This window comes from Fusibacter bizertensis, from assembly GCF_029914245.1.
GTDB lineage: Bacteria > Bacillota > Clostridia > Peptostreptococcales > Acidaminobacteraceae > Fusibacter_C > Fusibacter_C bizertensis.
Map to the genome: position 1 here is coordinate 86,934 of NZ_JARYZI010000005.1, position 26,133 is coordinate 113,066.

A 26,133-nucleotide genomic window follows, 5' to 3' on the forward strand; every position below is an offset into this window, starting at 1 on the left:
TTAAAATATATTATATTTTTATTCAAAGAAACTGTCAAGCAGTGTATGATTATTCTATAAAAATAAATGATTAAGTGGGGTAAAGACAGTGATAATAAAAAAAATCATCAGAAAATCAAATGTTTTAGTGCTTAGTACGATTTTGTTATTAAACCTAGTAGGTATATCTTATGGTTCATCTACATCTGAACAAATATTATTTGATACACATAAAAGTGAAAAAATAGAGCAGTATATTAAAGAAAAAATGAGTGAAGGAAAAATCCCTGGACTCTCAATTGCAATTGTAGAAAATGATGAAGTGCTTTATCAAAAGGGTTTTGGTAAAACGGGTAATGGAAGATCTGATGTAACTGTGGATTCTACTTTTATAACTGGATCTATCACAAAATCTTTTACTGCACTTGCGGCAAGACAATTAATTGGTCAAAACCTTATGAAGGAAACTGATGAAGTTAAGAAATATATACCTTGGTTTACGCTTTCTAAACCTGATGGTGAAGCAATTAAAGTAAAAGATTTGATGAATCATACAAGTGGGTTATTACCTGCAAGTGGTGAAGAAGCATATACTTATAATGCAAAATACTCGCTAAAAACCCTAACTGAAGAGATTAACCGGTCTGAGCATACTCAATATTTGTTTGAAAACGATGCGCAATATTCAAATCTAAACTATATCATCTTAGGACATCTTGTTGAGGTTGTGACTGGTAAAAGTTATACTGAATATGTTCAAGGTAATATTTTAAAACCGCTAAATATGAGTACATCAGGTTTTGAGAATTCTTTAGAGGGGATTACTGCTGGTCATAGGATCGTTTATGGTTTTACTATGAAAACAGAAGTGCCATATCCTTCTGGTTTAGTTTCTTCTAATTATTTAGTTTCAAATATAAGTGATTTAAGTAAATATATTATGCTTTTACTCAATAATGGGTATACAAAATCAGATCAAAGCATATTTCAAGATAATGTATTATATCCAATCGATGTGAGTTTAGAGCCAGGTCAACCGTATTATGATATATTGTGGAATCAAAATAATAGTACATCTCAAGGAAACTATAATGGTTTTTATGGTGCGATTGGGTCGACACCAAATTACAATTCTGCAATGTTAATAAATCAAGAAAAACGTTTGGGCATAATCATCTTGACCAATCAAAGCAATCCATATAATATACCAGCAATCACAGCGCAAACTATCGCAAATGATATAACTGATATTTTACTAGATCAAACACCGTATGTGTTTGAAAGTAAGTCTCAAATTAGCATGTGGTTTTTTCCTATTTTTGCTTTTGTGTTAACCATCTTTATGCTGAATGAGATTATAAAGACATATAGAATTTTGTTGGACACTAGAAAAAGCAAAAACTTTGAGGGAATTAAATATATTCATGGAATGGAAATTTTTAGAGGCATAATATCTTTAATTGCATATTTTGGATTTCCTATTGTATTTGATAATTCTTGGCGTTTTTTTGTAGCAGCAAACCCTGAAGTAGTATTGCCAATTCTTTGGATTATTGTTATAAATATATTATCAGTGATTACCACCTTGGTGATCAGATTGAAAATGATTAGAAAATTAGGAGGTATCAAATGAATAAAATAGATAGTTTTACCGTTGATCATATTAAACTTGAAAAAGGTGTTTATGTGTCAAGAATTGATCATCTTGGTGAAGAAGTTGTCACTACCTTTGATTTAAGGATGAAAAAGCCTAATTTAGAATTGTTAGATAATGAAGCGATTCATACTCTTGAACACTTAATTGCAACTTTTGTACGGAACGATGAAGAATTTTCTGAGAAAGTTGTTTACTTTGGTCCAATGGGGTGTCTAACAGGCATGTATTTAATCCTTCATGGTAATTATAAATCTCAGGATATTGTACCCCTTTTGAAACGTGCTTTTGAGTTCGTTATCGCATTTGAGGGTGAAATCCCTGGAGTAAGTGAGATAGAATGTGGAAGTTACAAGTTACACAGCCTTACTAAAGCCAAAGTAGAAGCAAATGATTATTTAGAGGTTTTAAATAATATTGGACAAAATCAACTGAATTATCCAAATTAGAGAGGAAAAGGACGTATAAGATGAAATATGGAATAATTGGTGCCATGGATTTGGAAACAAAATTGTTAATTGAAGAGATGAAAAATGTTGTTAAACATGAGATTGCAGGGATGTCGTTTTATGAAGGACTCCTTAATAATGTTGATTCAGTTGTAGTAACGAGCGGTGTTGGTAAGGTTAATGCAGCATCGTGTGCTCAAATACTTGTGACGAGATTTAATGTAGATGCTTTAGTTAACACTGGTGTTTCAGGCGCACTTCATCAAGATCTTGAAGTGGGTGATGTTGTTATTTCTACAGATTGTATGGAACATGATGTAGATGTTACAGTTTTTGGCTATAAGTTTGGTGAACTTCCAAGACTTGAGAGCTCTGTGTTTGTAGCAGATGAAAACTTGGTAGAAAAAGCTTATGAAGCTGGTTTGTTGGAAATAAAGGCACATAAAGTTGTGAAAGGTAGAATTGTATCGGGCGATCAGTTTGTTTCATCTGTTGAGAAAAAAGAATTTTTGGTTGAGAATTTTGATGCACACACAACTGAGATGGAAGGTGCTGCAATCGCACATGTTGCTACCATTAATCAAATTCCATTTGTTATTATCAGAGCGATGTCAGATAAGGCCGATGGAAGTGCACATGTTAGCTTTGATGAATTTGCAGTTGAAGCAGCACATCATTCAAGTAAAATGGTTATGAATATGTTAAAATAAGTCAAGATATATCTTGGCTTTTCTTTTATGGAGGTGGTTTATAATGAAAAAAGTAATTGCGTATACAACACAAACTTGTCCACATTGTCTAAAAGCAAAGCAATATTTAAGTGAAAAGGGCATACCTTTTGAAGAACGCGATGTAAATAATAATCCTTCAGCATTAAAAGAATTTCAAATGTTAAAATTAACCGGTGTACCAGCTTTTTTGGTTGGAGATGAATTAGTCGTTGGATTTGATCAAAATAGAATAGAGTCCTTACTCGACTTTACTGTTGAGAAATGTCCGAATTGTGGTAAGAAGATGATGGTACCAAAAGGCAAAGGCAAGTTGAAAATAACATGTAAAAATTGTAAAAATCAATTCGAACATATGTCATAATTACGAAAAAAACAAATAAATACTTAAGGATGGTTGAAATGATTGCTGAAAATTTATTGACGCACATCAAAAATGTGCATAAGCGAAGTTATATTGTAAGAATCGTTGTTTTATTGATACTATTTACATTTTTAACTATTGCGTTTTACGACGATATCAGATCGCTAACCCAACCAGTTGAGTATAAAGATTTCAACAGCTTATATGAAATTTCATATGATTTTACACCGTACTATTATGAAACGCCCGCTGATTTTAATAATATTTACACATTTGATACAGCGTATGTTGATGAAGATGATAATGTTCTTCAGTATTATGCAGCTTTGATTAACGAGGATGGTTATTTTGTATTGGCGGAAGTGCCTGTTAAGTTATATGATGATATTGATGTTAAACAGTATATTGGCCATTTTGTTGCTGTAGAAGAAGACTTAAAAGCTATGATATTAGAAGATTTGATTGCTTTAGACTTTTCTGAACAGGAAGCAATCGATATGATGCCTAGTCAGCTTTTCAAAGTTGAAGACAACCGAACAGTCTCTTGGTTTTTTGTAGCTATACTGATAATTGGGTATTTGTATATAATTTATTCTGTAATTAAATTCATAGGCGTCTTAGCAGATTCAAGTAATGCAGCTATACAAAAACAAGCTGCTTTAGCGGGTGATGCAGATAGAATATTGATGGATCTAGAAAGAGCACCCGTCCATGCAATGCATCCTAATTTTGGTGTTGCTGGTTCAAATTATATACTAATTCATAAAAATAAAATCAATATAATTCCATCACGTGAAGTAATATGGGCTTATGAACATGTGTATAAGAAGCGTGTTTATTTCTTGTTTACTGTTTCTAAGGTTCACAGCCTTCTGCTAGCGACAAAAGATAAAAAATATCAAGTTGTTTTAAAAGCAAAGGAAATACCTTCTGCTCTTGAAACCGTCAATAAAACCACGCCTTGGTTGATATTTGGATATACTAAAGAAATTGAGCAGATGTATAAAAATAACAGAGATTATCTTATTAGTGAAGTGAATAGATCATACAAAGAAACTGAATTAGATGATGAGTATTAATAAAAAAAAGACGTTAGCAGTTACATACTGTTAGCGTTTTTTAATTGTCCAAAGAAATTGTATTTATTGACATACAGTTGTCAGGAATAGTTGGTATAATAAATATGTAAACTGCAAAAAGTAAAGTATACAGTATCTATAATAGACAAAGGAGGAGTCATGATAGATTATAAAAAAGATTATAAAGAGTTGTATGGCGCAAAAGCAGTACCACAGATTTTGACAGTACCTAGAATTCCGTATATTACATTAGAGGGACAAGGCAATCCAAACGGAGAAGGTTTTAAGTCATCAGTAGAGGCCCTTTATAGTTTATCTTATGCAATAAAGATGTCATATAAGTCAGAAGATGTCCCTGAAGGATACTTTGCCTATAAGGTTTTTCCTTTGGAAGGAATTTGGGATTTAATTGATCCGTCGCTTGGAAGTGAAAATAAAGAAAATTACAAATATAAAATTATGATTCGTCAACCTGATTTTATGAATAGTGAAATATTTGAAAATTTTCGAGCAAAAGTAAGCAATAAAAAACCCAATCCGAACTTGAGTCGAACTAGGTTTGAGTATTTAGATGAAGGTCTTTGTTGTCAAATTCTTCATCTCGGAAGTTTTTCAAAAGAAGCTGAGAGTTTTGAAATTATGTCATCTTTTTGTAAAGAAAATGGTTACACAAGAAGCTACAAGACGCATAGAGAAATATATCTTTCAGATCCTAGAAAAACAATTGAATCAAAACTTAAAACTATTCTTCGCTTTCAGATTCATCAGGAATAGGCTTAGCGTTAAGTGCTAGTTCTTCTAATTTTGAGTCGGAAATTGGATGATCAGCATTAAAATATGCATTGTATAGTTCTAGAGCCTTATCATAATCATCCTCATTAACGTATAAATCAGAACCAAACATTGACATCCCAGCACTTAGCATCATAAATTCACCAGTTTCGCGATGTTTTGTCATTAAACCAATTTTATTGTTCTCAAAAACTTCTTTGAGCATTTCAATTTCCATATTATCATCTACTGTTGCTAAATAAGTCATAATTTACTCCTTTTGTTAAGTATTTTGATTTGTTTATATTATTATTATACCCGGAGAACTTGTTTGAACTCAAATAATATCAAATAATTTCTTGATGCTTGAAAGAATGACACTATCATGTTATTGTATTTATGACATAAATAATGACTAGATGATAGAGGTGTACAATGGACTTAATAGAACTAATAAAAGCAATATTTTTCGGCATTGTTGAAGGGATCACAGAGTGGCTACCTATTAGTAGTACAGGACATATGATTCTACTAGATAAATTTATTAAGCTTAATGTTTCAGAGGCTTTTTTGGAAATGTTTTTAGTTGTCATACAGTTAGGTGCAATTCTAGCGGTTGTTGTTATATTTTGGAACAAAATATTTCCTTTTACGAGAGGAGAAAAATATTTCATCAAAAAAAATACAATGATAATGTGGGCAAAAATCGTTGTTGCATGTATCCCTGCTGCAATAGTTGGTATCAAATGGGGTGATGAGATTGATGCTATCTTTTATAACTATGTTATCGTTTCAGTGGCATTAATCGTATTTGGAATCTGGTTTATATGGATAGAAAACAAGCATAAGTCTAACACTGAAAATTTAGAGCAGACGACTATTAATTCGCTTGATGATATTACTTTTAAAACAGCGTTTATCATTGGTATTTTCCAGTTGGTAGCGGCTATTTTTCCGGGAACATCAAGATCGGGTGCTACCATCATCGGAGGGTTAATGCTATCTTTGTCTAGAACAGTAGCTGCAGAATTTACTTTTTTTATGGCCGTTCCGGTTATGTTTGGTGCTAGCTTACTAAAAATTGTTAAATTTGGACTTGATTTTTCAACGATGGAATTAAGTATCTTGATTAGCGGTATGATAACAGCTTTCGTAGTATCTATAATTTCGATTAAGTTTTTAATGGGCTATATCAAAAAGCATGATTTTAAAGTTTTTGGTTGGTATAGAATTATATTGGGTGTTGTCGTCTTGTTATATTTTCTTGTAATCGCTTAATCAATCAAATGTAATAAAATAAATTGAAAAGATCAACTACTTTGTAAAAATATTATGATTTTGGTGTGAATACGCCTTAAATACGCCTATGGGATAATTGCTTATAGGCGTTATTTTTTTTCAGTGGTGTTGTGACAATGATAAAATTTCTGATAAGAATGAAATGATACAATCGAATCCTTATGATGCAAAAGTTGTCTATAGTATTTTAACTTCAAAGGATTTTTCTCAAAGAGAAATTCATGTTTCGTTAAAGATTATGGAAGGAAAAAGCAATAAAGATATTGCTGCAAGTTTATATATATCTGAAGCAACGGTAAAAAAGCATATACAGAATATGTTTCGTAAATGTGAAGCAAATGATAGAAAACATTTTTTAGAGTTATATTCAGAATGGTACGAAAATTTTATTAAATAAAATTTGAAAGAAAAACCTTAGGTCATAAAATTTGACCTAAGGTTTTTCCATTTACAAAATAAGTTTAATTTGAATTAAAAATGTTTATATCTAAACAAACTTTGGTATAAATAAATTAATTTTGTTTCTCATGGAGGCATCAATGGAATATGATAGGAAATGGTGGAAAGAAGCAGTTGTTTATCAAATATATCCAAAAAGTTTTCAAGATTCAAATGGCGATGGAATTGGAGATTTAAATGGAATTCTCCAGCGTTTAGATGAGATTGAAGCGCTAGGTATCAATGTAATATGGTTAAGTCCGGTTTACAAATCTCCCAATATTGATAATGGATATGATATAAGTGATTATCGAGAGATTCATACTGATTATGGTAGTATGGCAGATATGGAACTTTTAATTAAAGAAGCAGAAAAACGAAATATTAAGATTATTATGGACTTGGTGATCAATCATACTTCTGATCAACACCCTTGGTTTCAAGCAAGCCGTGATCCTAAAAGTCCTTATAGGGATTACTATTATTGGCATAAAAGTAAGAACGGTGGATTACCTAACAATTGGACTAGTTTCTTTGGTGAAAAATGCTGGGAATACGATGCCTTAAGTGATGAATATTATCTTCATTTATTTGCAAAAGAACAACCCGACCTCAATTATCACAGTGCTAAAGTTTTAGCTGAAATTAAAGATATTATGAGATTTTGGTTAGATAAAGGTGTTGCAGGTTTTAGATGTGATGTGATTAATATTATCTATAAATCCTCACTAGAGGATGGTAAGAAAAAATTGATATTAACAGGTTCAGAGCATTATCTATCCCAAGAAGGAAATCATGCGATTCTAAGAGAACTGAGGCATGACGTCTTAAAAGGGTATGATTGTTTTACAGTGGGGGAAACAGTTTTTGTGACACCTGAGATGGGAAATGCTTTATGTGCTCCTGAACGTGAAGAATTAGATATGATTTTTTCTTTTGAACACATGGAAACGGATCAATATATTGTCAAATGGTTTAAGAAAAAATTTAACTCAGATACTTTCGCAAAAGTAATTAGCAAATGGCAAAACACTGTTGATTGGAATGCTATATATTTTGAAAATCATGATCAGCCACGAAGTGTTAGTCGATTTGGTAATGATCAAAAGTATTGGGATAAATCAAGTAAACTATTAGCAACTTTATTATTTACTCTAAAGGGAACCCCTTTTATATATCAAGGTCAAGAAATTGGTATGACTAATTTTGACTACAAAGATATGTCAGAGTTAAGAGATATTGAATCTTTCAATATTGAGAAGCTCGCAAGAAAATTGCATATTCCTAAATCCTATATATGGAAAATGATGAAACGTTGCTCTAGAGATAATGGACGTACACCAATGCAGTGGACAAGAGAAAAAAATGCTGGATTCACTGATGGTACGCCATGGATTCAGTTAAATAAGAACCACATCAAGATCAATTTTCAAGATCAAGATCATAGTTCGAATTCAATCTTAAACTACTATCGAAAGATGATTAAATTAAGAGCAGAAAACCATATACTTATATATGGAGAGTACAAACTGCACAAAGCATCTAAAAATATATTTATTTTTTCAAGACAACTCAATCAAGACAAAATTACTATTATTTTGAACTTTAGTATACGCACTCAAACTGTTAACGCAACTGGGAATGTCTTGGTTTCAAATTATGACAAACAGTATTTTGATGGTATTTTATTACCATATGAAGCAGTTGTATTGAAATCAAAAAAATAAATAAATTTTGGAGGCTAACATGGAGAAAAGTGCTATAAGGTTCTCTAATCGAAATCGTATAACTTTTGGACTAGGTACTATAGGAAGGGATATGGTATATTCTTTAATTAGTATGTACTTGATTTTTTTCTTAACTGAAATCAAGCAACTTAGTAATAATGCCATGTGGTGGATTACAGGGATCATCTTAGTTGCTCGTATATTTGATGCGTTTAATGACCCTATTATGGGTGTTATCGTTGATAATACTCGATCGCGTTTTGGAAAATTCAAACCATGGATAACATTTGGTGCATTTACCTCAGGTATTTTCACTATACTGATTTTTATGGACTATGGATTAAGTGAAGCAGTATTTGTACCAATTTTTGCAGTATTATATTTATTATGGGGGATCACTTATACTGCTAATGACATTTCGTACTGGTCTATGATGCCTTCACTCACAACCAATCCGCATGAAAGGGAAGAAATTGGTGCATTCGCAAGGATCTGTGCAAACATTGGTTTATTTGCTGTTGTTGCAGGAATTGTGCCATTAACCAACGCACTTGGTGATCAATTTGGAAGTATGTACATGGGTTATTTGATTTTTTCTGTTTTAGTTGTTATCATAATGTGGGTAGGACAGTTTATTACAGTAGTTGGTGTCGTTGAACCTAAAAGAATAATAAAAGAAGATAGCCATACTTCACTTCATGATCTAGTAACTGCGATTTTTAAAAACGATCAGTTGATGGTGACTGGAATTTCAATGGCGCTTTTTATGATTGGTTATACTACAACAGCAAGTTTTGGTCTTTATTTTTTTAAATATGCATATGGTGATGAGGGGATGTATTCAATCTTTGCTTTGATCTTAGGGATATCTCAAATCATTGCTCTTGCTTTTTTTCCGATTCTAGGTAAGAAGGTTGAACGAAAGATTTTATATCGATATGCGACAATTTTAGTTGTAGTTGGCTATATCATATTTTTCTTTTCACCAATGAACATGATCTATATAGGGTTAGCTGGAATATTACTATTTGTAGGGCAAGCTTTTATTCAGATTTTAATGTTAATGTTTCTTGCTGATACGATTGAATACGGCCAATTAAAATTGGGAAGAAGAAATGAAAGTGTTACATTTTCTATTCAACCTTTCATCAACAAAATGGGAGGTGCTATAGCAAGTGGCGTTGTTGGTGTTACTGTTATACTTTCTGGTATAAATGATGCTGTGATACCCTCAGATGTTTCAAAAGAAGGACTATTTTTACTTAAACTTGCTATGATGATATTTCCACTCATCTGTATATTTTCAGGATACATGATCTATAGAAAAAGATATATTATAGATGCAAAATTATATGATGATATCCTCAAGCAGCTAAGAGATAAAGGCGATCTGTTATAGCATAAATCAAATGTAAGAAGGAATATATGATTAAATTATTGATAAGAATATTTGTAAAAGATTATGAAAGTTTCGAGAAAACAAGTGTCCGAGAGGCATATGGCGTTTTATCAGGTGTGATAGGTATTATATGTAACCTTATTTTATTTGTAACGAAGTTGCTGATTGGTTTTATGATTGGCAGTATCGCTATAACTTCAGATGCATTTAATAACTTATCTGATACGGGTTCATCTTTGGTTGCTATTGTTGGAGCTAAATTAAGTTCAAGAGATGCTGATCACGAACATCCTTATGGCCACGGTCGTTTTGAGTATGTAGCCTCACTGATAATTTCATTTATTATTTTATTAGTGGGTTTTGAACTTTTAAAAAGTTCTTTTTCAAAAGCATTGAATCCAAGTTTGGTATCGATTAATCCCATCATCATCGTAATCTTGACAATGACTGTGGTTGTTAAACTATGGATGTATTCTTATAATCGCTATATTGGTAAACTGATTCGGTCTGGAGTAAATATTGCAACGGCTGCAGATAGTCTAAATGATGTCATTGCAACAAGTGCTGTAATTATTACAACCATTATAGGAGCTTTAACTAAAATCCCACTGGATGGATATGCGGGAATTATTGTATCTTTATTGATTATGTATACGGGATTTGGAATTGCCAAAGACACTGTGAATATATTACTAGGGATGTCACCAAGCGAAGAAACTGTAAATAAAATAATGGAACTGATCACTGAAAGTGAAAGTATACGTGGTGCGCATGATTTGAAAGTACATGACTATGGTCCAGGAAGAACAATTGCATCAATTCATACTGAACTATCCGATAAAACTGATATTGTCAAAGCACATGCTATTATCGATGGCCTTGAAAAAAAGATATTAAAAGAACTAGGAATAGATTTAGTAATCCATGTTGATCCAATAGGCGATGGACAAGTCGGACCAATAGATTGACTTAATAAAACTGCATTAAAAAGGAGCATGAGTTCATGCTCCTTTTTATATGTGAAAAATAGGGTAGCTAATTAGTTTTTAAATTCTGAAACTAAATTACTAAGTGAATTAACTAACTGTTTTAAAGTATCACTTGAACCATTCAGTTCATTAACTGTAGCAAGAATTTGTTCAGTTGAAGCTGAGGTCTCTTCAGTACTTGCTGCATTTTCTTCTGCGATCTGAGAGAGTTGTTCTATGACATCTACAACACTGGTTCTATTGTTTTCCATGTGTGTGCTGATGTCACTAAGAGTCTTGATTTCAGATTGCATAGAGGCAAGAATTTCTACGATTGTGTTGTATTTTTTCTCAGTCATGAGGACGCTTTGATTTTGAGTATCAATTGCTTTTCTTACGACATCACTTTTGCTTTGAGCAGATTCAACATTGTTGATTAAGTCACTTAACATACTGTCTATTAATGTTGTTGATTGTGCAGTTTGCTCAGCAAGCTTTCTAATTTCGTCAGCGACTACTGCAAAACCTCGACCTGCTTCGTCAGCTCTAGCAGCTTCTATGGCAGCGTTGAGCGCTAAAAGGTTTGTTTGATTAGAAATTTCTGTGATTAATTTACTTGCATCACCAATTTTGTTTGTGCTTGATTGGGTTTGATCAATAACTGTAAAAATTTCTTCAAAAAGTTTAGAGTTTCTAACTGTTTCTTTACTCAAATCACTGACAAGTTTTAGGCCATCAGATGAAAGGGTTTCTATTTCTGAACTCATCTGGAATAATGCCGTTGTATTCTCAGTATTTGTCTTAATAAAGTTTCCAAGTTCACTTACATCCATGGTAACCTTTTGTGTGTCAATTGCTTGCTTGGTTGAACTACTTGCAATTTCATTGACTGCATCAGAGACTTCACCAAGTGCTATGTTTATTTCACCAGTACTTGTTAGTAAGAAATCAGAAGTATTATCAATGTTTTGAACAGATTCACCAATAGCACTGACCATTGATTTTAACATTGTAGCAACATTGGAAGCTGAAGTGGTTAATAAGCCAAATTCATCTTTTCCACTGATGATTTTATCATCAAAGGTAACATTTAATTCTTTGTTGGAAAGTTGTGATAGAGATTCTGAAATATGTGTAATACCCTTTCTCATTAAAAATAAAATAGTTAACGATAAAAATGTGATTACACCTATAGAAATCAGTCCAATAACAACCATTACGATAATGCTATTCATGGCTTTTGAACTCATCTCATCAGATTTTTCGGCGCCATAGGATTCTAAAATCTCAGTTGCACTGTTTAAAGCCTCTCTTGCAATATCAAAATTAGTAAAGATTGTGTTTTGATCACCAGTTGCAGTATTGGTATCAAATGCCGAAAACCATGCGGCATATGACTGATTAAATTTTACCTCTAACTGATCCATGGTTTCACCAGTTGAAGGATGCTTAGTTAGCTTAAATAGTTCGTTGTCCTTCTTCATACTGGTAAATGCATCTGTTACTCTGGTTTTAACTTGATCAGCGTTATCTAGATAATCAGTAACTAATGTTCTGTTTTTCGTCAGTACTAAGATTTTTATCAAGAAATAGGTTCTATTGCGCTAAATCAGCTTGATAAAAATCACGATCAGCATTTAAAATAAGTGCAGTACTAAGATAAGTTTGATGATAAATTACTTCGTTGGTATCTCTACTAATAGTATAAAGCTGATAGGAAGAAACACCAATGAAACCAATCAAAACGATAAACAAGGGTAAAACCATAAGTACTAGTTTTTTTGTAATACTTAAATTTCTTATCATACTTGCCTCCATAATTGTTATTATGAAAATTAGATACCCCTTATCGTTTTGAATCAACCAAATATTCATAGATCAATGATTCAAAGGGCAGATGATCTTATAATACAACTGCATCTCTATAATGAATACATAAAAAATATGATAAAATGATAAAAATAGTACTTAAAAATACCTAGATTGAGTTATAATTAAAATTGCTGATATTTATATGCTTACTTATTTAAGAATAGTTAAGGTGAAAAATGAAAAGAAAAAAGTCATATATTTTTAGTATAGTTATATCACTTGTGGCATTGCTAGGATTGATTATTTTTCTATCAATGAATGTAAATGATGCTGAACTAAAACTAGCGGACTCTGAGGTATATGATCTCAATGATGGATGGCAAATTACACTTGATGGAAAAAATTATGAAGATGAGGTGCTGCCATTCAAAGATAAGATACCTACTATGACAACTACATACGCTTGGAGAATCTTACCAAAAGATATGCCAGAGCAAACAACGCTTAGATTTAGAGCATCTATGCAAAAGATAAAAGTTTTTTTGAATGACACGCTAATATTTGAAAATCAACTTGCTTCATCACAAATTCCTAAACTTCCAGAAGCGAGTGCTTGGTTTTTTGTTTCTCTTCCAAATGGATCAAGTGGAAAAAAAATATCTTTAGAAATTCAGTCCCCAGTGAGTTCCTTTTCTGGTCTTATCAATACAGTCTACTATGGGAAGAGTGACGCACTTCTATATAAGACGTTTACAGAGAATATGGTGAGTATCTTGGTAGGGATCGTTTTATTTATAGTTGGGTGTATTAGTTTAATTGTATCATTGTTTGTAAAAAAACTTCCTGATAGAAGGGTATTCTATCTTGGTTTATTTGCAATTTTTGTTTCATTATGGCTATTATCAGAAGCAAAAGTAATGCAGTTTTTTACTGGTAATCGGTTGATTGTTGGTGGAACAAGTTATATGGTATTGTCACTTATACCTATACCTTTACTGCTTTACTTAAGGGATACAACTCTAAAAAAATATTACAAATTTTTCTATTTACCAATAGCAATATTTGGAAGTAGCTTTATTATTAATTTGAGCTTGCAGCTATTAGATGTTTTTCATTTTATTGAGTTAATTAGTATTACAAATGCACTCATGTTTTTATGTTTAATGGTACTTATAATAGTACTATTTTATGAGTCCATAGTATTTAAAAATAACGCGGCTAAGACTTTTCTATTGTCACTGATTGTAATGGGAGTTGTACTTGGATTTGAGTTGTATGATTACTATACAGAAAACTACCTTTCAATTTCATCATATACCAAGTTTGGAATTCTCATATTCTTTGGATTGCTAATTGGTGACTCTTTTCGATACATCAATTCGATGATCTTAAAACAAAGTGAGACGAATTTATATGAAAAGTTAGCTTATATTGATATACTCACGGGTGCAAATAATAGAACTGCTTTTGAACGCGATATTCACAGTGCTGTCAGAGATTATTCAAACCATCATATCCAACTCATTTTATTTGATATTGATAATTTAAAGCAAATTAATGATAACTATGGACATAAAGCAGGTGATTTGGCTATCATGAGCACATATGAATGTATCCAATCTGTTTTTGAAAATTGCTATCGTATAGGTGGTGATGAGTTCGCATGCTTAACTGCAGTTCAAAAAGCCGACAATTTCGAAAAAATGGTGGTTGATTTACGTACTATGATGCATATGAAATCAAATGATTTGTCTTATGATTATGAGTTGTCAGTTGGTACGGCTGTGTTTGAACCAGGAATTAATACATTTGATGAGGTGTTTGAAGTTGCAGATCGTCGATTGTATCAAGACAAAAAAAACAAGCCAGTACTCAAATAATGAGTACTGGCTTTAATTCTAATTTGATAAAAAAAAGTCTAACTTGTTTGTAGAATTTTGGTGTTTTTAATAAAGACAAATGCAATTAAATATGCGAGTGAGGTAAACCAAAATGAGATTGAAAATCCAATTAAATCAACAAAAGCACCTAAGAACAATGGACCAAAGATTGCAGCAAGCGAAGAACTGAAGTAGTAAAGTCCTGTAAAAGTGCCGATTTTTTCTTCACTTGTTCTTTCGACGATCATCGGATAAGAATTAATATTAATTAGGGCCCAGAAAAAACCTCCAACTGCCATAAGAAACATCATAAGGAGTTGGTTGAAAGGGATCACTGTTCCAATAAATGATAATAATATGAATATAGTTGCATCACCAATAAGTCCGATTAAAATAGCTTTTCTTTTACCTATTTTAGTACCTATAAAACCAGCAGGTATGGCAAATGCCAAAAAGGAGAGTGCAAAAAAACCAAGAATCAAAGATGCATCTGAAACTTCTAGTCCTAGGAGTTGAACACAATAATTACTAAATGTAGCTTCGATTCCTTGATAACCAAAAAACCAAAAGAAGATTGCAAAAAGAATAAAAAGTGTTGATTTGTCATGATCGTGTATGATTTCTTTTACAGATTTAATGATGCCAATTCGTTCTTCGGCAGCTTTTTCTCCAATGTTAGGTTCTTTGATATATTTGAGAAGCATCCCTAGTGCAAAGAACATCATAAGCGCAGTGAAGACAAAAGGGTAATTTTTATTAGCTTTATATAGGAATGAACCACCAATTAAGACAAAAACTGAAGCAAGCCCACCCATAAAATTGATGATCCCATTTGCTTTACTACGCAGCGGAGCTGGCGTGATATCAGGCATGAGTGCAACTGTAGGTGCTCTGAAAATTGCCATTGAGAAGTTTAAAACGGTAATAATAATCATGAAAGTAAGAAAGCTCGTATAATTCGGTAGAAATACAAAAGCAATAGCTGATATTGGGATCCCAATCATTAAAAATGGCATTCTTCGCCCAAAACGTGTATTGGTTCGATCACTTAAAGAGGCAATAAATGGAATTAAACTTACCGCTAATAAATTGTCGAGTGTCATAATGGCGTTAATTTGAAATTGACTATCTAAGAAATCTCTGAGGAAAATTGGTACATAGACATTATAAAGCGGCCAAACCAAACTTACAGCGAAAAAACCAAGACCTAGTAAAAACGTTTTTTTGACATCCAGTTTCATAACTTTCTCCTTATTCTATTATTTATTTTGTATTGATTTTACTTCATAGTTAACCATTAAAGAACTTAGAAATTTGATAAATATGTTATGATTATATTAATCCAGATAATCATATATCAAGATAATTATATCTTAAAATAGGATAACTTGCATCTTTAAGAATTTCGTAAGATTTATAGTGGTATTTTCTTAAGGTGTAACATGTATAATGATGACAATGACTCTGAAAGGAAGTAGACAATGGATCAAGCAAAAATTTTAGTTGTAGATGATGATGTAGAGATTGCAAGAGCAATTGCAAAGCTTCTGAAGAAAGAAGAATATGATGTTCTCATAGCACATAATGGACTTGAGGCACTTGATATTATATCAACTGAAGCGATTCATCTGATCGTACTTGATGTGATGATGCCAAAACTTGATGGATTGTCAACAACAATGAAAGTACGTGAGAAGAAAAATATTCCAATTATAATATTATCTGCTAAGAGTGAAGATACAGATAAAGTACTTGGTCTATCTATGGGTGCTGATGATTATGTGACCAAACCATTTAGTCCACCTGAACTGATCGCAAGGGTGAAAAGCCAGCTTAGACGTTATTTTCAATTGGGAGATGCGAGTAATTTTATGCCAGAACAGTTGATAGAAATTGGTGGACTAAGATTAGACTTAGAAGGAATGCAACTCTATGTTGATGGCGACCCTGTTAGATTGACGGCTAAAGAGTTGAAAATTATGGAATTTTTAATGTCACACGCAGGTGTTGTTTTCTCAGCAGACAAAATTTATGAACGAGTGTGGAATGAAACGCCATATGCAGCTGAAAATACAGTTATGGTCCATATAAGAAGAATTAGAGAGAAAATAGAAATTAATCCTAAAGAGCCAAAATACTTAAAGGTGGTGTGGGGAATTGGATACAAAATTGAAAAGTTTTAAATATGCGATGTTTTTTAAAGTGATAGCGTTTCTTTTGATAGCAGCTTCACTTACAACAGCCGTTGTTGAAATTCAGTATTTAGCATTTTCTGATATTGCAATGGAATCTATATTAGTTCCATCATATAGAGATAGTACACAGTTCTTACAAAGAGATGCGTCTTCAGCAATTTATAGTTTATCAAGTGCAATTAACGGTGATGTCGTTTCTAATCTTGGCGATCACTATTATTATTACTATGAAGATCAAATGGGAAGTCATACAAATCTGGCTTCAGGTGATGACTCATTTTTTAAGGAATATACAGGGAAAATGTTCATCTTAAATAATGGGTATTGGGAATATAATGGCGATTTAAACAGAACTTACCTCAATGGTTTTGTGAAGTCAGATGTGAACGCTTATCTCGTTTTCTCAACTGATTATATGATTGATGCACAAAAAGAATGGCAGTCAGATAGAGAAAGTGCACTTCCAGTTGTATATTCTATGATTGGTGCAATACTTGGAAGTATACTTTTGTTGATTTATCTCACAATTACAGTGGGGAAGTCGTACAAAGACGACGTAATTCACTTGAATTTTTTTGATCTTATCCCTTCGGATGTATTTTTAGTCATCTATGCTGCATTAACTGGCATATGTTTTATGATGCTTGATAATACGTTGGGATATCGCACGTATTATATCAGTGAAATGATGACCTTTCTAGTGATTTCTGGGATGTTATTCTTTATCTTTATGGTTTTATCAGGGGTATTTTACCTTTCGATAGTCAGAAGAATTAAGGCGAAACAACTTATAAAAAATTCTTTAATTTATAAAGTGATTTTTGGTATAGGCGATTACTTTAGGAGTATATTCGATGGTAGAAAGTTTTCAAGTAATAAATTAACCAAACAACTATTCTATAGACAAGCATCCTTTATTGGGATTAGTTTTGTGTTAGTATTTATGACCTTTGTGTTGCTGTTTCTTCCTCCACTTATGTTATTGCCACCACTTTTAGAAATTCTACTTATCTTTTGGTTTGTAAAAGGAAATCGAGAGACTTTTGAAGCAATTGATAGAGGCTTCAATGATAGTCTTGAAGAGCAGATGAAAGCTGAACGGATGAAAATACAGCTTGTTACGAATGTATCACATGATTTGAAGACACCTCTGACCTCAATCATCAGTTATGCAGATCTGCTATCAAAAGAAGAAGACTTAAGTGAGGTTTCTAGAGATTATGTGAACATCTTGATCGATAAATCCAATAGACTAAAAAATATTGTTGCAGATTTATTTGATTTAGCAAAAAGCTCATCAGGTGATATAGCGCTGCAATTAGAACCGATTGATTTGAAAAAATTAATTGAACAAACACTGGCAGATATGGATGATGAAATCGCTAAAACTGAAATACAGTTTAAAATTAAGCTTCCTGAAGTGCCTGTTATGGTAAATGCCGATGGACAAAAGTTATATCGAGTTTTCCAAAATTTAATTGATAATGCTTTAAAATACGCCCTTCATGGAACTCGAGTATTTATAGAACTTGAAACCATTAATCATAAGGCTTATGTTTCGATTAAAAATACGGCTTCTTATGAAATGGAATTTACTGCTGATGAGATCTTACAGCGTTTTTCTAGAGCGGATGCATCTAGGACTACAGAAGGTAGTGGATTGGGTTTATCCATTGCAGAAAGTTTTACTCAGGTAAGCGGTGGACAGTTCTTTTTAAGCATTGATGGTGATCTTTTTAAAGTAACTTTACAATTTAACGAAATTTTAATATGATAATCCAAGAAATAGGGTAGAATATAGATATATTCTTGGAGGTGACCAAATGATCAAAAGACCTAAAATTTGTATTCCAATCGTTGCAACTAATTATGATGATTTTATAGAAGAAATCAACTTGATCATTGGTATGAAACCGGATCTTATTGAGTGGCGAGTAGATCAGTTTTTATCTTTACTTGAGGTTTCAAATTTAACTGTAGAAGATATAAAGTTAGAACTTGTTAAGCCACTTATGTATGTATCTAGTATTTTAGAGCATGAAAAAATTGAATTAATCTTAACATTAAGAGGTAAACACGAAGGTGGCAGTGCAGAACTTGATGATACTGTACGTATGATGCTGATCTTTTGGGCGATGACGCAGTGTAAAATACAATACATTGACTTAGAACTAGAATTATATGATCATGGTGATGCAACTGAAAAAGATGAAGTGCTATCCCTTCTTTTTAAGCAAATTGTCAATGAAGCGAGAACACAAAATATCAAGTTGATCTTGTCTAATCACGATTTTACAAAAACACCTTCTTTTCAGGATATGGTTGCTATCATTAAACGAGCGCAAAGTTTAAGAGCAGATTTAGTTAAATTGGCATATATGCCATCAACTAGCGAGGATGTATTATCTTTATTAGCTGCTAGTCAGTATGGTGCTACTGTTTTAAACCAGAGAATGATTGCATTATCTATGGGTGAGATTGGTCGTATTTCTAGAATTATTGGTGGAGAGTTTGGATCTGAAATTACCTTTGCTAGAGGGACTTACCCATCAGCACCTGGACAAATGTCTATTGAATCCATGCTTCATAGTTGGGATTCTGTCTTGATGGATGAAATATAATTCGATTTTCCTTACAATTAAACAAAGCTACAATAATACTGCTTTCTAGCACTGTTATTGTAGCTTTTTTACGGATTGAAATTGATAGAGTTGTTTAGTTTTGAGATGAGAATTGACTATAATACATTTCAGCATAAAGTCCTTTTAACGAAAGTAAATCAGTGTGTTTTCCATGTTCTACGATTAGACCATTGTTAACTACTAATATAGTATCTGCATTTTGAATAGTAGAAAGTCGATGTGCGATAACAAAACTTGTTTTACCTTTCATTAGATCATACATAGCTTCTTGAATTTGTAATTCTGTACGTGTGTCAACGTTTGATGTTGCTTCATCAAGTATTAACATCTTTGCATCAAGTAACATTGCTCTTGCTATTGTGAGTAACTGCTTTTGACCCTGTGATATATTGATTCCCTCTTCGTTCAGTAGGGTTTCATAACCATTAGGCAAGTGGGTTATATAATTGTGAATCTTAGCGGCTTTAGCAACCTTGATGACATCTTCTAGTGTGGTGTTAGGTTTTCCGTAAGCTATATTTTCGTATATTGTGCCTTGAAACAACCAAGTATCTTGTAAAACCATTGCAAATGACTGTCTTAAACTCTTTCTAGTAACTGATTTAATGTCATGTCCATCAATGGATATTTTTCCGCTTTGAGGATCGTAAAAACGCATTAAAAGATTAATAATTGTTGTTTTTCCAGCACCAGTAGGTCCTACAATTGCTATTAAGTCACCACTTTTGGCTTGAAGGTTAAGATTGTCAATAATAATTTTTTCATCATTGTACCCAAACGTTAAATTTTCTATAGTGATGTTACCTTTGAGCTCTACTTCAGACATATTAATAGCATCAATTGCATCTTCTTTTTCGGGTATTTCATCGATAACTTTAAAAACGCGCTCAGCAGCAGCAAGTGACGATTGTAATTCACTGATGATGTTAGCAAGTTCGTTAATTGGTCCTGAAAATTTTCTAGAATAGAGCACAAATGAAGAGACATTTCCTATGGTCAATTGACCAAGCAGGTATAAAATAGCCCCAAAAACACTGACTAAACTGAGTGAAAGGTTATTAATAAAGTTAATGGTTGGACCAACAGTACTGCTGTAGTATTCTGCATTGTAAAAAGCTTCCACTGCTTCATCGTTTTTTATATCAAAACGTTCAATCATTACATCTTCTTGATGATATGCTTTGATAACTTTTTGACCAGAAATAACTTCTTCTACAAAACCATTTAGTTCACCTAGCTTGCCTGACCTTTTTCGAAACAGAGGTTTAGTCTTTTGAGTCATAAATCGTGTGAAAGCGATGGAGGCTGGAATTGTCAAAAGGAAAACCAAAACAAGTTGAGGTGAAATGATGATCATCATAGTAAGTGAACCAACAACTGTAATTAAACTTGTAAAAATTTGAATCACATCATTGGAGAGTGAAGTGTTAATTGTGTCAATGTCATAAGTAACTCGGCTTATGATATCTCCTGTTTGATGTTGATCGAAATATCCTACAGGTAAATCAGCAAGTCGATCGAAAACATCTTTTCTCATCTTATAGACAACCTTTTGGCTAAGTTGAATCATTAAGATCGCTAATAAGTAAGACAACAGAGCTGAAAAGCCATATAAGATTAACATGGTTATAATATAACCAAAAACTTTTGGAAAATTTACTTGGCCCAGTGAAGTCCCAAAGGCATCAATGGCAGATCCCGCTAAAGAAGGTCCTATTAAGGACAAAATATTACTTGTAAAAGTGAGAATTAAAGCAAGCAAAATATATAATTTATATGCATAGAGGTATTTTGTTAATCTAAACAGTATTTTTCTTCTGTTTTTGGGTGTATATTCTGTTGATTTATTTGGAGTAGGTGATCTGTCAGCTCTAGTCAAGTGATGCACCTCCCATCTGAGATATACTTATTTCTTGATAGCTTTTACAATTTTTCATGAGTTCTTGATGTGATCCACTACCTATGATTTCTCCATCTTCTAGCACAATGATATGACGTGCATGCATAATGGAACTAATACGCTGTGCAACAATTACTGTAGTTGTATCTTCAAAATGTTGGTTAAGTGAATTTCTAAGTTGTGCATCAGTTTTATAATCAAGTGCACTAGAAGAATCGTCCAATACCAAAATTTCTGGATTTGCAGCCAATGCACGAGAAATAAGTATACGTTGTTTTTGACCGCCACTGAGATTAGAACCTTTGTTTGTAAGTCTGTGGTTCCACCGCGCTTCTAGTGTATCAATGAATTCTCCCGCTTGAGCTAAGTCTGTAGAAAACATAATTTTCTCTAAAGGTAATCCTCTTCCAAAATCAATATTTTCAGCGATGCTATCTGCAAATAATATATCGTTTTGAAAAACGATACCAAACATTTTATGTAGCTCTTTTCTTGGAATTGATTTGACATTGCGACCGTTAATACATATTTCCCCTTCATCAGTATCATAAAACCTTAGCAAAAGTTTAAGTATACTTGATTTTCCACTACCCGTCGGTCCGATAATCCCAAGTGTTTCTCCTTTTTTTAAGCTAAAACTTATATTTCTGAGATTGGCTTGGTTTTTATGATATGAAAAGGTAACATTCTTGAATTCAATATGGTACGCTGAAGGAGTAGGTGGTATATCTTCTATTGTAAGATCTTCCGGTGTGTCTATCACTTCTATAATTCGGTTAAACGAAGCAAGTCCTTTAGATGCCAAAACAAAAATTCTGCTTATTGATAGCATTGCATTTAAAATAATAGTGAAATAAGTTAAAAAAGCTATGACAACACCAGGTTGAGATAGTCCTGCATTAACGCGATAGGCACCCATGAGTATCACTCCTGTTAAGCCATAGTTAAGATATAAATTCATCACTGGATTAGTAAGCGCCATTGTCATACCAACTTTTTTTTCACGTTTAACTACTTCGGAACTGACCGATGCAAAACGATCTTTTTCATAATCGGTTTTTGCTAGCGCTTTAATAATACGCACACCAGTGATATTTTCACGGAGTGCTCGAACCATCTGGTCTACAGATTGTTGAAGTTTATTGTATAGTGGTATCCCTTTCTTTGATACATAAAATACAGTTAAAAAGATAAAGGGTTGAATACCTAAAAGTACTAATGACAGGACGGGATCAATTGAAATGGTAACTATGATTCCTCCAAGTAGTAAAATAGGCGCCCTAACACCTAATCTTTGCATCATACCGATCATTCTATGTACATGATAAGTGTCGGATGTAAGTCTTGACACGAGAGAGGGAACTGTATAATTATCAATTTGACCACAAGAAAGATATGTTATCTTTTCAAAGAGGTCGTGTCTTACTTTTCTTGTTGTTTCAGCAGCAACTCTTGTTGCCATTCGATTCGCTGTAATATTGGCTACGATAGCAAGTGCTGCACAAAAAACCATGGCAAGACCCCAGTATATAATAAGTTTAATGTCTTTTTGGGGCACAACTTTATCAATCATATGTGCTAAAATCCAAGGAATCAAAAGATCCATAATAGTACCTGTAAATTTTATTAAAAGTCCTATCGTCATTTTAGGTAGATAGGGTTTAAGATATGAAATTATGCGTTTCATAAAACCTCCGAAAACAAAGTAGAGTTATGTTAAAAAAATATTACCATACCCGAAAGATTATGTCAAAGTGTCTGAAATTCACAAATTTTTAATGTCATTCATGGTTACATAAGCTATAATGTAATGAAGGAAAATGAACCAATAATGACACAATTAATATTTCATCAATTGAAAGGACAAAATTATAATGGCAAAAAAGAATAAACTCCAAAAATTTCTATCATCGAAATATCTTTATAGAAGATTAGTTATCATTCTTATAATGATCATCTTATTAATTTTTATTTTTAGTTTGATTAAGAATACTATAAATTCAAATCAAGAAATTGATGGTCAATTAATTGAAAGTACCGAGATGTCTTCAAATGATAGTGCTCTAATAGAAACGACTCATCCTATCACCAATGAACAAAATTCAATAGATGAAACCCAGAGTGGTGAAGCTGATGCCGGAACGACTGAAACTACTATAGAAGTAGGTAGCGCTGAGTCAACCAGTTCAGAGTCAACAAGACAACAGGAGGCAAGTATGGATTTTTCAAAGATTCCCTATTATATTGAAAAAAACGAACAAAGATATAATGCATACCTGAATTCGCATCTTTCTAAAACTGCAGAGGAAATAGTTTTGGCGGTTAATATGAATCATGATTTTGATTTTTATACAAATATAATTCCTGTAACTGAACCAAGTGTATTAAATGTAATTTGTAATAAGTATTATCAATTATCAAGTAATTTTACACCTGAAAATTTAGTGAATGTGACAAATGGTTACTTTGTAAATGATGGAAAAGAATATAAATTATCTCAAAATGCATTGGATGCATTTATCAAAATGTCTGATGAGGCAAAAAAAGAAGAGCTCACGATAAAAATTATATCTGCTTATCGTACTTACGCTTATCAAGAGAGACTTTATAACAAATATAAAGCCAATAATGGACAAGCAGCAGCCGATCGTTTTTCAGCACGACCAGGACATTCTGAACATGAAACGGGTTTAGCAATTGATATTAATGATGTTTCTCAATCTTTTGAAAACACGAGAGAGTTTGTTTGGTTGCAAGATCATGCACATCAATATGGTTTTATTTTAAGATATCCTGAGGGAAAAGAATCAACCACTGGTTATATGTATGAACCATGGCATTATAGATATCTAGGTGTTGAACTGGCTACGAAAGTATATGAGTCAGGGCTAACATATGATGAATATTATGCAAAATTCTTGCTAAAGTAGGTGAAAATTGGATAAAAAAAATTATATTCAAGGTCTCTTGATGGGGGCGCTAGCATTTGTAATATGGGGTTTACTCCCTTTATACTGGAAACTTGTAAAAGCAATAACACCATATGAAATTTTTTCACAACGCGTTGTCTGGTCTTTTGTTTTTGTGACTGTATTGATGCTAGTAAAAGGTGATTTTTCAAAGTTAGTCCATATTATAAAATCGCCCGTACAATGGCGCAGAATTGCCCTGCCAGCAATTTTTATATCAATTAACTGGCTGCTTTATATATGGGCTGTCAATAACAATTATGTCATCGAAACAAGTTTGGGCTATTATATGAACCCTTTGATACTCACTTTATTTGGAGCAATTTTTTTCAAGGAGAAACTAGATAAATATAAAAAGATTGGTTTAACATTTGCAGGTGTTGGTGTATTACTTAAAACCATATTATATGGACGCATACCAATCATTGCACTCGTACTTGCATTTTGTTTTGCAGCTTATGGATTATTAAAGAAGAAGTCAGCATTACCATCATTAATGGGCCTTGGTTTTGAGACTTTTGTCATAGGAATTCCATCTTTGATATATTTGATTAATGTTGAAACAAGTGGTGTAGGGATATCAGGTAATCTATCTGGTTGGTTTTGGCTATTAATTGCAACCAGTGGTATAGTTACTGCCACACCATTACTTATGTATGCTGAAAGTACAAAACGCTTACCGCTTAATGTTGTTGGATTTTTGCAATACATCGCACCAACTATAGCACTATTCTTAGGAATATATGTATTTGATGAGCCCTTTGGAGTGGTTGAATTTATTCCATTTATCATTATTTGGATCGGACTTGTGTTTTTCTCTTATTCACAAGTTCGACTTGTAAAAGCAAAAACACCATCGGTAAAGGTTGAAATCTAAAGCCTTAGATTTTATAATAGAATAAATAAAATATGAACTGAGGTAAACATGAAAAAACAAAATCAAAGTGAAGATAGATGTGAGTGTAATGTCATTCATCAAGAGTCAATTGATAAAGTGAAATTAGTGATTCCATCTAATGATGACTTAGGTCTATTAGCAGATTTTTTTAAAGTTTTTGGTGATCAAACACGAGTAAAAATATTGTCTGCACTTTCAGTTTCTGAACTTTGTGTATGCGATATTGCTTTTCTTTTGGGTATGACTCAAAGTGCAATATCACATCAATTGAGAGTTTTAAAACAAGCTAGACTTGTTAAATCGCGAAAAGAAGGCAAAGTGGTATATTATATGTTAGACGATGATCATGTTAAGCAAATTATTGGTCTAGGTCTTGTTCACAACGCCGAGTAAGATTACAAAGTTTACGATGAAAGACTAAATTTAGGTAAATAAGGGGAGCATTCTATGAATTCTAATGAACGAAACAAAACGATGTTGACATTAACGAGGACAGCAGTTCTTTTGTCTCTAGCTTTAATTTTTCAAGTTGGTTTTAATCAATTTGCACAGCCAGCAGTAGGACCTTTAGTCAATATGACTTTGATTATCGCAGCAATTGTAGTGGGTCCAATATCAGCTGTAATCATTGGTTGCTTGACGCCGCTAGTTGCATTTTTCTTGGGTATTATGCCACTTTTACCAGTCGTTCCATTTATCATGATAGCAAATACCTTGCTAGTATTGACTTTTTCTTTATTCAAAGGAAAGTTTCACAAATTTGGTGCTTGGATAGGTGTGGTTCTTGCAGCCGTAGTTAAAGCAAGCTTTTTGGCGATATCAATACGATATTTAGTTGTATTATTTGTTGAGAAAGTACCACCTAAACTTATCGCTGCATTTTCTTTACCTCAACTATATACAGCCCTAATTGGTGGCGTTTTAGCAGTGATTATAGCTCACTATTTGTCAGGCTACTTAAAAAATCAAGAAAAATAACATA

General features: G+C 32.7%; 25 protein-coding genes. 19 read left to right on the plus strand and 6 right to left on the minus strand.

The features are described 5' to 3' along the window. Positions 1-88: 88 nt before the first annotated feature. The 6 genes from QE109_RS09010 (at position 89) to QE109_RS09035 (ending at position 5,027) form a co-directional block, all read left to right on the plus strand. Complete coding sequence (locus tag QE109_RS09010) at positions 89-1,612, plus strand: serine hydrolase domain-containing protein (protein ID WP_281094127.1); 1,524 nt, start codon at positions 89-91, stop codon at positions 1,610-1,612. Beyond that, positions 1,609-2,082, plus strand: a complete 474-nt coding sequence (locus QE109_RS09015) for an S-ribosylhomocysteine lyase (protein ID WP_281094128.1) — start codon at positions 1,609-1,611, stop codon at positions 2,080-2,082. The genes QE109_RS09010 and QE109_RS09015 overlap by 4 nt, the downstream gene beginning before the upstream one ends. A gap of 20 nt (positions 2,083-2,102) precedes the next feature. After that, a complete protein-coding gene (locus QE109_RS09020) occupies positions 2,103-2,792 on the plus strand; it encodes a 5'-methylthioadenosine/adenosylhomocysteine nucleosidase (RefSeq protein ID WP_281094129.1) in 690 nt (229 codons plus the stop codon). A 43-nt stretch (positions 2,793-2,835) separates the two neighbouring features. Beyond that, the gene (locus QE109_RS09025) at positions 2,836-3,174 is read left to right on the plus strand and encodes a glutaredoxin domain-containing protein (RefSeq protein ID WP_281094130.1); all 339 of its coding nucleotides are present in this window, start codon (positions 2,836-2,838) and stop codon (positions 3,172-3,174) included. A gap of 38 nt (positions 3,175-3,212) precedes the next feature. After that, positions 3,213-4,253 carry a DUF6709 family protein gene (locus QE109_RS09030; RefSeq protein ID WP_281094131.1) on the plus strand — a complete coding sequence of 347 codons (1,041 nt, stop codon included), beginning with the start codon at positions 3,213-3,215 and terminating at the stop codon, positions 4,251-4,253. 159 nt (positions 4,254-4,412) lie between these two features. After that, on the plus strand, positions 4,413-5,027 hold the full coding sequence (locus QE109_RS09035; protein WP_281094132.1) for a GyrI-like domain-containing protein: 615 nt from the start codon (positions 4,413-4,415) through the stop codon (positions 5,025-5,027). Here the strand turns inward: QE109_RS09035 and QE109_RS09040 are convergent. Continuing rightward, positions 4,996-5,292 carry a putative signal transducing protein gene (locus QE109_RS09040; protein WP_281094133.1) on the minus strand — a complete coding sequence of 99 codons (297 nt, stop codon included), beginning with the start codon at positions 5,290-5,292 and terminating at the stop codon, positions 4,996-4,998. The genes QE109_RS09035 and QE109_RS09040 overlap by 32 nt on opposite strands. 167 nt (positions 5,293-5,459) lie before the next feature. Between QE109_RS09040 and QE109_RS09045 the strand changes: the two genes are divergently transcribed. From QE109_RS09045 to QE109_RS09065, 5 genes are all read left to right on the plus strand, one after another. Beyond that, entirely contained in the window at positions 5,460-6,302 is an 843-nt protein-coding gene (locus tag QE109_RS09045) for an undecaprenyl-diphosphate phosphatase (RefSeq protein WP_281094134.1), read from the plus strand. A 163-nt stretch (positions 6,303-6,465) separates the two neighbouring features. Further along, positions 6,466-6,720 (plus strand): response regulator transcription factor, encoded by a 255-nt coding sequence (locus tag QE109_RS09050; protein WP_281094135.1) that lies wholly within the window; start codon positions 6,466-6,468, stop codon positions 6,718-6,720. 142 nt (positions 6,721-6,862) lie between these two features. Then, positions 6,863-8,488: an alpha-glucosidase gene (locus QE109_RS09055; RefSeq protein ID WP_281094136.1), complete on the plus strand. Its 1,626-nt coding sequence runs from the start codon at positions 6,863-6,865 to the stop codon at positions 8,486-8,488. A 19-nt stretch (positions 8,489-8,507) separates the two neighbouring features. Next, a complete protein-coding gene (locus QE109_RS09060) occupies positions 8,508-9,887 on the plus strand; it encodes a glycoside-pentoside-hexuronide (GPH):cation symporter (protein ID WP_281094137.1) in 1,380 nt (459 codons plus the stop codon). A 26-nt stretch (positions 9,888-9,913) separates the two neighbouring features. Next, positions 9,914-10,855 carry a cation diffusion facilitator family transporter gene (locus tag QE109_RS09065; RefSeq protein WP_281094138.1) on the plus strand — a complete coding sequence of 314 codons (942 nt, stop codon included), beginning with the start codon at positions 9,914-9,916 and terminating at the stop codon, positions 10,853-10,855. A gap of 71 nt (positions 10,856-10,926) precedes the next feature. Here the strand turns inward: QE109_RS09065 and QE109_RS09070 are convergent, their stop codons facing one another. Both QE109_RS09070 and QE109_RS09075 read right to left on the minus strand, forming a co-directional pair. Continuing rightward, complete coding sequence (locus QE109_RS09070) at positions 10,927-12,441, minus strand: methyl-accepting chemotaxis protein (RefSeq protein WP_281094139.1); 1,515 nt, start codon at positions 12,439-12,441, stop codon at positions 10,927-10,929. 10 nt (positions 12,442-12,451) lie between these two features. Continuing rightward, positions 12,452-12,673 carry a hypothetical protein gene (locus tag QE109_RS09075; RefSeq protein ID WP_281094140.1) on the minus strand — a complete coding sequence of 74 codons (222 nt, stop codon included), beginning with the start codon at positions 12,671-12,673 and terminating at the stop codon, positions 12,452-12,454. Positions 12,674-12,903: 230 nt separating this feature from the next. Here QE109_RS09075 and QE109_RS09080 point away from each other — a divergent pair, with 230 nt between their 5' ends. Then, positions 12,904-14,547: a GGDEF domain-containing protein gene (locus QE109_RS09080; RefSeq protein ID WP_281094141.1), complete on the plus strand. Its 1,644-nt coding sequence runs from the start codon at positions 12,904-12,906 to the stop codon at positions 14,545-14,547. Positions 14,548-14,585: 38 nt separating this feature from the next. Here QE109_RS09080 and QE109_RS09085 read toward each other — a convergent pair whose 3' ends face one another. Next, positions 14,586-15,788 (minus strand): MFS transporter, encoded by a 1,203-nt coding sequence (locus QE109_RS09085; protein ID WP_281094142.1) that lies wholly within the window; start codon positions 15,786-15,788, stop codon positions 14,586-14,588. Between the two features lie 240 nt (positions 15,789-16,028). Between QE109_RS09085 and QE109_RS09090 the strand changes: the two genes are divergently transcribed. From QE109_RS09090 to aroD, 3 genes are read left to right on the plus strand one after another with little or no spacing between them, the layout of a single operon-like run. Next, positions 16,029-16,730, plus strand: a complete 702-nt coding sequence (locus tag QE109_RS09090; RefSeq protein WP_281094143.1) for a response regulator transcription factor — start codon at positions 16,029-16,031, stop codon at positions 16,728-16,730. Continuing rightward, entirely contained in the window at positions 16,705-18,516 is a 1,812-nt protein-coding gene (locus QE109_RS09095) for a sensor histidine kinase (RefSeq protein WP_281094144.1), read from the plus strand. The genes QE109_RS09090 and QE109_RS09095 overlap by 26 nt, the downstream gene beginning before the upstream one ends. A gap of 49 nt (positions 18,517-18,565) precedes the next feature. Next, positions 18,566-19,363 carry a type I 3-dehydroquinate dehydratase gene (gene aroD / locus QE109_RS09100; protein ID WP_281094145.1) on the plus strand — a complete coding sequence of 266 codons (798 nt, stop codon included), beginning with the start codon at positions 18,566-18,568 and terminating at the stop codon, positions 19,361-19,363. A 94-nt stretch (positions 19,364-19,457) separates the two neighbouring features. Here aroD and QE109_RS09105 read toward each other — a convergent pair whose 3' ends face one another. Together QE109_RS09105 and QE109_RS09110 are read right to left on the minus strand one after the other, a co-directional pair. Continuing rightward, positions 19,458-21,263 carry an ABC transporter ATP-binding protein gene (locus QE109_RS09105; protein ID WP_281094146.1) on the minus strand — a complete coding sequence of 602 codons (1,806 nt, stop codon included), beginning with the start codon at positions 21,261-21,263 and terminating at the stop codon, positions 19,458-19,460. Further along, positions 21,256-22,971 carry an ABC transporter ATP-binding protein gene (locus QE109_RS09110; RefSeq protein ID WP_281094147.1) on the minus strand — a complete coding sequence of 572 codons (1,716 nt, stop codon included), beginning with the start codon at positions 22,969-22,971 and terminating at the stop codon, positions 21,256-21,258. The genes QE109_RS09105 and QE109_RS09110 overlap by 8 nt, the downstream gene beginning before the upstream one ends. Before the next feature lie 262 nt (positions 22,972-23,233). Between QE109_RS09110 and QE109_RS09115 the strand changes: the two genes are divergently transcribed. The 4 genes from QE109_RS09115 to QE109_RS09130 are packed head-to-tail and all read left to right on the plus strand — an operon-like array spanning position 23,234 to position 26,129. Beyond that, a complete protein-coding gene (locus QE109_RS09115; protein ID WP_281094148.1) occupies positions 23,234-24,214 on the plus strand; it encodes a M15 family metallopeptidase in 981 nt (326 codons plus the stop codon). A 7-nt stretch (positions 24,215-24,221) separates the two neighbouring features. Next, positions 24,222-25,130: an EamA family transporter RarD gene (rarD, locus tag QE109_RS09120; RefSeq protein ID WP_281094149.1), complete on the plus strand. Its 909-nt coding sequence runs from the start codon at positions 24,222-24,224 to the stop codon at positions 25,128-25,130. A gap of 48 nt (positions 25,131-25,178) precedes the next feature. After that, the gene (locus tag QE109_RS09125; protein WP_281094150.1) at positions 25,179-25,544 is read left to right on the plus strand and encodes an ArsR/SmtB family transcription factor; all 366 of its coding nucleotides are present in this window, start codon (positions 25,179-25,181) and stop codon (positions 25,542-25,544) included. Positions 25,545-25,598: 54 nt separating this feature from the next. Then, positions 25,599-26,129 (plus strand): ECF transporter S component, encoded by a 531-nt coding sequence (locus QE109_RS09130; protein WP_281094151.1) that lies wholly within the window; start codon positions 25,599-25,601, stop codon positions 26,127-26,129. Positions 26,130-26,133 lie beyond the last annotated feature (4 nt).

Coding starts and splice junctions, on each gene's coding strand:
- QE109_RS09050 (WP_281094135.1), top strand. CDS start 6,466: ATGATACAATCGAATCCTTATGATGCAAAAGTTGTCTATAGTATTTTA.
- QE109_RS09085 (WP_281094142.1), bottom strand. CDS start 15,788: ATGAAACTGGATGTCAAAAAAACGTTTTTACTAGGTCTTGGTTTTTTC.
- QE109_RS09090 (WP_281094143.1), top strand. CDS start 16,029: ATGGATCAAGCAAAAATTTTAGTTGTAGATGATGATGTAGAGATTGCA.
- QE109_RS09045 (WP_281094134.1), top strand. CDS start 5,460: ATGGACTTAATAGAACTAATAAAAGCAATATTTTTCGGCATTGTTGAA.
- QE109_RS09015 (WP_281094128.1), top strand. CDS start 1,609: ATGAATAAAATAGATAGTTTTACCGTTGATCATATTAAACTTGAAAAA.
- QE109_RS09125 (WP_281094150.1), top strand. CDS start 25,179: ATGAAAAAACAAAATCAAAGTGAAGATAGATGTGAGTGTAATGTCATT.
- QE109_RS09025 (WP_281094130.1), top strand. CDS start 2,836: ATGAAAAAAGTAATTGCGTATACAACACAAACTTGTCCACATTGTCTA.
- QE109_RS09040 (WP_281094133.1), bottom strand. CDS start 5,292: ATGACTTATTTAGCAACAGTAGATGATAATATGGAAATTGAAATGCTC.
- QE109_RS09130 (WP_281094151.1), top strand. CDS start 25,599: ATGAATTCTAATGAACGAAACAAAACGATGTTGACATTAACGAGGACA.
- QE109_RS09055 (WP_281094136.1), top strand. CDS start 6,863: ATGGAATATGATAGGAAATGGTGGAAAGAAGCAGTTGTTTATCAAATA.
- QE109_RS09030 (WP_281094131.1), top strand. CDS start 3,213: ATGATTGCTGAAAATTTATTGACGCACATCAAAAATGTGCATAAGCGA.
- aroD (WP_281094145.1), top strand. CDS start 18,566: ATGATCAAAAGACCTAAAATTTGTATTCCAATCGTTGCAACTAATTAT.
- QE109_RS09060 (WP_281094137.1), top strand. CDS start 8,508: ATGGAGAAAAGTGCTATAAGGTTCTCTAATCGAAATCGTATAACTTTT.
- QE109_RS09035 (WP_281094132.1), top strand. CDS start 4,413: ATGATAGATTATAAAAAAGATTATAAAGAGTTGTATGGCGCAAAAGCA.
- QE109_RS09075 (WP_281094140.1), bottom strand. CDS start 12,673: ATGGAGGCAAGTATGATAAGAAATTTAAGTATTACAAAAAAACTAGTA.
- QE109_RS09065 (WP_281094138.1), top strand. CDS start 9,914: ATGATTAAATTATTGATAAGAATATTTGTAAAAGATTATGAAAGTTTC.
- QE109_RS09020 (WP_281094129.1), top strand. CDS start 2,103: ATGAAATATGGAATAATTGGTGCCATGGATTTGGAAACAAAATTGTTA.
- QE109_RS09115 (WP_281094148.1), top strand. CDS start 23,234: ATGATCATCTTATTAATTTTTATTTTTAGTTTGATTAAGAATACTATA.
- QE109_RS09080 (WP_281094141.1), top strand. CDS start 12,904: ATGAAAAGAAAAAAGTCATATATTTTTAGTATAGTTATATCACTTGTG.
- QE109_RS09110 (WP_281094147.1), bottom strand. CDS start 22,971: ATGAAACGCATAATTTCATATCTTAAACCCTATCTACCTAAAATGACG.